We start from the raw sequence: 6,012 nt of genomic DNA, 5'->3' as shown, positions 1-6,012 counted from the left end.
ACGCCCGCCGCGACGGCGAGGATCCGCTCCGGGGTGCGGTAGCTGGTGTTCAGCTCCCGCACGCGCCACTGCCGGTCACCGGGACCGGCGCCGAGCCAGCCGCGCACCTGCGCCCAGTCGGTGGGCGCTCCCGGGACGCTGGCCTGGTGCAGGTCACCGACGACGGTCATGGAGCGGGTGGGGCAGCGCCGGGCGAGCAGCCGCCAGGTCATGGGGGGCAGTTCCTGCGCCTCGTCGACCACGACGTGCCCGTAGGCCCAGGTGCGGTCAGCCGCAGCGCGTTCGGCGGTGCTGCGCTCGTCGCCGGGCTCGTAGCGTTCGGTGAGCAGCTCGGCCAGGGCCTCGCCTGCCAGCAGGTCGGTGGCGGTCAGCACCTCCGGCTCCTGGTCGTCCTCGAGGTCGGTGGGGCGCGAGCCGTGCAGGACCTCCAGCACACCGCGGGCGTAGGCGCTGCGCCGGCGCCGCCCGGCGTGCCCGTGGTGGGCCGCGGGCCGCTCGCCGAGCAGTTCGGCGGCCTCGTCCAGCAGCGGCACGTCGGAGACGGTGAAGGTCCCGCCGGGGCCGCGCAGCAGCAGCGCGCGGTCCTCGGGGTGCAGGTCGGCAGCGGCCCGCCGCAGGCGCTCGGGGGAGCTGAACAGTTCCCGCAGCAGCCGCTGGGGGGTCAGGGCCGGCCAGCACCGCTCGATCAGCTCGTGCACGTCGGGGGCTTCTCGCACCTCGGTGCGCAGCTCGGGCAGGTCGTCCTCGTCCAGCAGGTCCGGCCCGCCGTACGGGTCGTCCCCCAGCTGCCGGGCGTACTCGGCGGTGACGGCCTCGACGAGTTCCGCGGCGAAGGCGGAACGGGCGGGGTTGTGCGGCAGGCCCGACGCCCGGGCGCGCTCGCGGGCACCGGCGCACAGGTGCGGGGACACCGCCAGGGTGAAACCGGCCAGGTCGACCTCGACCGGCTGCGGCGGAACCTCCTGCCGGTCGCGGACCGCGGCGGCGACGACGTCGGCCATGTCGGGGCGGCCCTTGACCTGCGCGGTGCGCGGCGGGTCGTCCAGGTCGGTGTCCACCCCGGGGAAGAGCCGGCCGGGGGTGGCCATGACCACCGCGTTCTCACCCAGGGCCGGCAGCACCTGGCCGACGTGGTCCACGAAGGTCCTGTTCGGCCCGACCAGCAGCACGCCGCGTCCCTCGAGCCGTTCGCGGTGGGTGTACAGCAGGTATGCGGTGCGGTGCAGGGCCACCGCGGTCTTGCCGGTGCCCGGTCCGCCCTGCACGACCAGCACCCCGTGCAGGGGCTGGCGGATGATCAGGTCCTGTTCGGCCTGGATGGTGCTGACGATGTCGCGCACCACCCCAGTGCGGGGAACCTCCAGCGCCGACAGCAGGGCGCTCGGAACCGGGCGGCCGTCCGCGTCGTGCCCTGCCGTGCCCGGCCGGTGCGCGGGATCGGTGAGGTGCTCGTCCTGGACGGCGACCACCCGCTGCCCGCGGGTGCTGATGTGCCGGCGCCTGCGCACGCCGTCGGGGTGGTGGGCGGTGGCGGTGTAGAAGGGGCGGGCCGCCGGTGCGCGCCAGTCGATCAGCAGCGGCCGCTGCTCCCGGTCGGACAGCGCCACCCGCCCCACATGCAGCACGTCACCGCCGGTGCGGTCCAGGCGGCCGAAGCACAACCCCTCGCCGGCGGCGTCCAGCGCGGTCAGCCGCCGGCGCAGCGCCGCCGCCTGCGCCTCGCGCTGCACCTGTGCCTGCCCGGCTCGTGCCGGCTGGCGCAGCACCTGCCGCAGCCGCTCGGCCGCCGCGGTCGCCGCTGCACCGCGGGCGGCGTGGAAGACCTCGAGAAACCGCTGTTCTTCGTCCACGGAATTCACCGGTGAACCCCTGATCTCCGTGGTAGAATGTGCTTCTCCATCAATTGCCGGAACAAACTCCGTGAATCGGCTCCGGGTGAACGCGGGAATTCGGTGGCCCATTCCCGGTGACGGCGGTGCGCCCGCTCGAGGTCAGCGGGGAGCGGGGGACAGGCGTCGACGGACGGCGCGGGCCAGAGCGACGACGCCGACCGCGGCCACGCAGCCGGCGGCGCCGTACGCGCTCACCACGAACAGGGCGATCACCCCGAGCGGGTCGGATGCCACGAGCGGTCCTGCGGCCAGGAGCACCGCCGGGCAGAGGGCGAAGACCGCCCCGAACCACCGGCGCACCGTGAGCTCACCCAGGACGACGGCGAGCAGGAGCGTCGCGGCGGCACCGGCCGTCAGCCGGTTCGACGCCGACGGGGAATCCTCGTCCAGCGGCCACCAGCTCATCCACGCCACCCACGCCGAGCTGCCGAGGAACACGACGACCGCCGCCCACCGCCGCCGGGCGCGCGGGAGCCCGCTGAACAGCAGGTGCAGCGCGCTGGCCGGGGCGGCGATGACAGCGGCGGCCGACACCACGTGCAGCAGGTCGAGCACCACCCAGGCGCCCAGGTCCCCCGCCGAACCGGAGAGCACCGACGCCAGGCCGGCTGCCGCGGCGCTGGTCGCGGTTCCCGCGAAGGGCCGGGTGACGCGGTCGGTCCAGGCCGTCGCGACGACCAGGACGAGGCCGAGGACCGTCCAGGGGATGCCCGTGCCTTCCCCGAGCGCGGGCTGGAACGCCCAGCGCCACAGCAGCAGCACGACCGTGGTGGTGGCCACCGCTGCCACGGCTCGTCGGGATGTCGTCCGCAGCGCCCGCACCGGACCACTGTGCAGGAGCGCCACGGCTCGTGGAGGCGACGAGCCGCGGTACCCCCATCCGGCCGATGCGTGCTACACGGACGGCGAGGGCGGGTGGTCACCCGGTGGCGCCGCGACCGGGCGTCGTTCAGGAGCCCAGCGGCCCGTGGCCGACGAGTACCGCTCGCCCACCCGACGTCTCACGGCCCGGCGGGGTGCTGTCCCAGGACGTGCCCTCCTCCCACACCAGGACCGCGAGGTCACCCAGGAGCAGGCACCCGTCGGTCAAGGACAGCGGGCCGCTGGCGGCGGAGGCATCGGAGTCAGCGGTGGAGGTGCCGGTCACCACGATGACCGGGCCGTCGACCCGGGAGCCGGCCGCCTCCGGGGTGGCCGGCCCGCCGGTGCACGCCGCGCACAGCGAAGCCGTGACGAGCAGCGCCAGCACGCCTGCCCTCGACATCCGCACGCGCCTTCGACATCCGCACGCGCCTTCGACGCCGCTCGACGGTTGCTGGTTGCACGGTCTGTCCCGGACGTGCTGTGGGCGGTGCACCGCGCGACCGGCGGCACAGGGGACGGGGGACTCGGCATGCTGGCCAGGTGCACCCGGAGCTGGAGGCGGCGCTGGCACCACTGCTCGCCGACCTCGACGTTTCCTGCGGCGTCCTGCCCCTGGTGGATGACAAGTCGTGGCAGGACGACCCCGACGCTGCGAGCTGCTGGCTCTTCAGCCCTGACGGCACGGGCACGGGCGTGTGGATCCCCACCGGCCAACGTGAGGTCGAGCAGGTCGTCATGCTGGCCGACCAGGTGCAGGAGTGGGCGGTGGAGTCGCTGTGGATGCTCGACCGCTCCGCGTCGTGGCCTGCGTGCCCCTACCACCCGAAGCGGCATCCGCTGGCAGCGCGGGAGCAGGCGGAGCAGGCGGTGTGGACCTGCCCCGTCCTGCAGGAGCGGATCTGCGCGGTGGGAGCGCTGAGCCGGACCCGCATCCGTCGACGGAAGCTGCGCCACCACGCCTGACCAGCGGCCTGAGCGGACGTTCGGTTGCCGCGGTCTGCCCCGGCTCCGGTCGACTGTCGTCGATGGGGCGATCGCTCGTGGGTACGAGCGAACGTCCACCGCCTCTCGTGATCGCGCCCGCAACGCGGCAGAGTTGGGTGTTCGTCAGGGCGGGGGAAGGGTGAGGGCTGCCCTGGCGAGGTCCTCGCTGGTGAGGACGGGCTCTCCGTGGACGCTGCTCTGACCCAGGACGACGGCGACACCGTCAGGGCGTACGGAGAAGACGGTGTTACCGCCGGTGCCCATCCCGTCGATCTCCTGCACGGGTTGTTCTGCGGCGACGACGGGGTGCCCGTCGATGGTGAGCACCCGGCACACCGCGCCACCGGGTGGCAGTTCCAGGGTGGCGGAGGCCGGCCACTGCGAGCACGGGTCGAGGTCGAGCCAGGTCAGCTCCGGCCCCTGGGCCCAGATGAGCGAGCTGTAGACCCCGGTCGAGCGGGCGTAGGAGAGGTGCCCGTCGGGTCCGAGGTCGATCCCCAGTTCTTCGTCGTAGCCACCAGCGAAGATTTCATCGCGCATGGTGCGGTCCCACGTGTTCAGCCGTTCGCTCGTGAGGGCCGGAGAGCCGGGGACCTCCTCGATGCGGTCTGGCTCCACCGTCCAGCCCTCGCCTCGGGTGGGGCCGCGCCAGGTGACGGTCGTGCCGTCCTGGTAGGTGATCGTCATGTCCTGCACCGGGGTGCTCGGCTCGGTCGGGGACGGCTCGGGGATCGGCGCAGCCGGGGCCGCGGTGGCGGGTGCGGGGTTCTGGAGGGGCGTCGGCTCCGCGGTTGGCGCGCCAGGAGCCTCGGGCGCGCTGCTCGTGGTGCACCCCGCCGCCAAGACCGCGACGGCGACCACCAGCGTCGCGGGGTGCCGGATCGTCCTACCGCTACGCCTCACGGGAGTGACACGCGGGGAACCGATCGCAGGTTGACCTGTGGATCCGAGAGATCGGCGCGGAGACCACGGCAGACACCGCCCGTACCCGGGCTCGGCTGGCCGCCTACGAGGCGCTGCTGCGCTCCTCCTCGCACCGGGAGGCCGTCGATGCCACAGGGCGGCGCATCGCTGCTGCCGACATCACCCGCCAGCCCGACGGGCGCTACGTGATGCAGACTCTCAACCACCTCGACCCGAGCCAGGACTGCTCGCAGAGCTGAAGCGATCACGACCGCACCGCGCGAGCAGCGGCATGACCGCGATGTCGTCAGGTCGGGCACGGTGACGGGTATGAGCGAACCCGTCGGTGTCGACTTCGGGTCGGTGGACGCGCTGCCGTTGCCGCTAGAGCTGGACGTTCTGCTGCAGTCCTTGAGGCCGGCGCGCCGAGTGCACACCCCGTCCCGTCCCGACTCGCTGGCGCAGCTGTACCACCGCCACGAACGCGAGCAGGTGCAGCAGACGGTGGGCTTCGCGCTGCCGAGGCTGTCGGTTCTGGTCGATGCCGGGCAGGTGGAGCTGGTGGCCACCGCCGGGCGAGGTGAGCTCAGCGCCCCCGCTGAGCTGGGGCGCTGGGAGAACGCATCGGTGACGGTGTTGTACGTGGTCGACGAGGCGGTGCTGCACCTGCCCGGTGGCAGAAAACACGCACCAGGTGTCACGACGATGGACGTGCTGTACGGGCACGGCTGGCCTTCACAGCCAGCGGAAGCTCCACGCACCACCCGCTCCAGCGCCAGCGGGGATGCCACCACGGTCCTGGTGCACGGCGCTCAGGTGGGGGTGCAGCACCGCGAGCACAGACTGACGAGGTTGGCGTGGCGGCAGCGGCTGGGACAGGTGGAGTGCGGCGTGGTGGTGCACAGCCCGCTGAAGCCGCTGCAGGCAGTGCAGATGCTGGTGCAGTGCGACGTGCTGGCCGGTAGCGCCTGAAGCGGGCTCCCTGACCGCGTTCTCCCGGCCTCCGTCAACTCCGCGATGCGCCATGAGCGGACGAGCAGCGCTGCGGCTGTCACGGCCGTCGAGCGCCGGGCCGGCCATCCTGCTCCCAGTCCTGCTCGGACTGCTCCGCACGCCACCGGAAGTCGGTGGCCACGAGCTGACCGTAGGTGGCGTTCCACGCCCTCAGGCGTTGGAGCAGCTCGTTGCTGACACCGAAGTCGGCCAGAGGCTCATCGGGTTGTTCGAGCGGTCCGTGCCCCCAGCGGCGTCGACGGCACCGCTCACCACGGGGATCACCAGATGTGGTGATCCCCGCTCACCACCTGCGTCCCTAGCGTGCGGATCGACCGACCAGCCCCGGGCCCCGCCCGGACGATCACCCCAGGGA

General features: G+C 73.2%; 6 protein-coding genes. 2 read left to right on the top strand and 4 right to left on the bottom strand.

Features of this window, described 5'->3' with window-relative positions; genetic code table 11:
* The 3 genes from ABEB16_RS09010 to ABEB16_RS09000 all read right to left on the bottom strand — a co-directional run.
* Positions 1 to 1,859, bottom strand: a 1,859-nt coding sequence (locus tag ABEB16_RS09010; protein WP_345711923.1) for a HelD family protein, incomplete at its 3' end; no start/stop codon positions are given.
* Positions 1,860 to 1,991: 132 nt separating this feature from the next.
* Positions 1,992 to 2,672, bottom strand: a complete 681-nt coding sequence (locus ABEB16_RS09005) for a hypothetical protein (RefSeq protein WP_345711922.1) — start codon at positions 2,670 to 2,672, stop codon at positions 1,992 to 1,994.
* Positions 2,673 to 2,841: 169 nt separating this feature from the next.
* On the bottom strand, positions 2,842 to 3,156 hold the full coding sequence (locus ABEB16_RS09000; RefSeq protein ID WP_345711921.1) for a hypothetical protein: 315 nt from the start codon (positions 3,154 to 3,156) through the stop codon (positions 2,842 to 2,844).
* A gap of 140 nt (positions 3,157 to 3,296) precedes the next feature.
* Between ABEB16_RS09000 and ABEB16_RS08995 the strand changes: the two genes are divergently transcribed.
* On the top strand, positions 3,297 to 3,719 hold the full coding sequence (locus ABEB16_RS08995) for a hypothetical protein (protein ID WP_345711920.1): 423 nt from the start codon (positions 3,297 to 3,299) through the stop codon (positions 3,717 to 3,719).
* A 144-nt stretch (positions 3,720 to 3,863) separates the two neighbouring features.
* Here ABEB16_RS08995 and ABEB16_RS08990 read toward each other — a convergent pair whose 3' ends face one another.
* Complete coding sequence (locus tag ABEB16_RS08990) at positions 3,864 to 4,427, bottom strand: hypothetical protein (RefSeq protein WP_345711919.1); 564 nt, start codon at positions 4,425 to 4,427, stop codon at positions 3,864 to 3,866.
* Between the two features lie 546 nt (positions 4,428 to 4,973).
* Between ABEB16_RS08990 and ABEB16_RS08985 the strand changes: the two genes are divergently transcribed.
* Complete coding sequence (locus ABEB16_RS08985; RefSeq protein ID WP_345711918.1) at positions 4,974 to 5,615, top strand: hypothetical protein; 642 nt, start codon at positions 4,974 to 4,976, stop codon at positions 5,613 to 5,615.
* Positions 5,616 to 6,012 lie beyond the last annotated feature (397 nt).

It is taken from the genome of Kineococcus glutinatus (assembly GCF_039542765.1).
In the GTDB taxonomy this organism is placed as follows: Bacteria; Actinomycetota; Actinomycetes; order Actinomycetales; family Kineococcaceae; genus Kineococcus_A; species Kineococcus_A glutinatus.
The sequence above is the reverse complement of the archived record's forward strand: the minus strand, read 5'-3'. Positions and strand labels throughout refer to the sequence as shown.

Bases quoted from the DNA above. Each gene is read 5' to 3' on its own strand.
- ABEB16_RS09000 (WP_345711921.1), bottom strand. From the start codon at position 3,156: ATGTCGAGGGCAGGCGTGCTGGCGCTGCTCGTCACGGCTTCGCTGTGC.
- ABEB16_RS08990 (WP_345711919.1), bottom strand. From the start codon at position 4,427: ATGACGATCACCTACCAGGACGGCACGACCGTCACCTGGCGCGGCCCC.
- ABEB16_RS08985 (WP_345711918.1), top strand. From the start codon at position 4,974: ATGAGCGAACCCGTCGGTGTCGACTTCGGGTCGGTGGACGCGCTGCCG.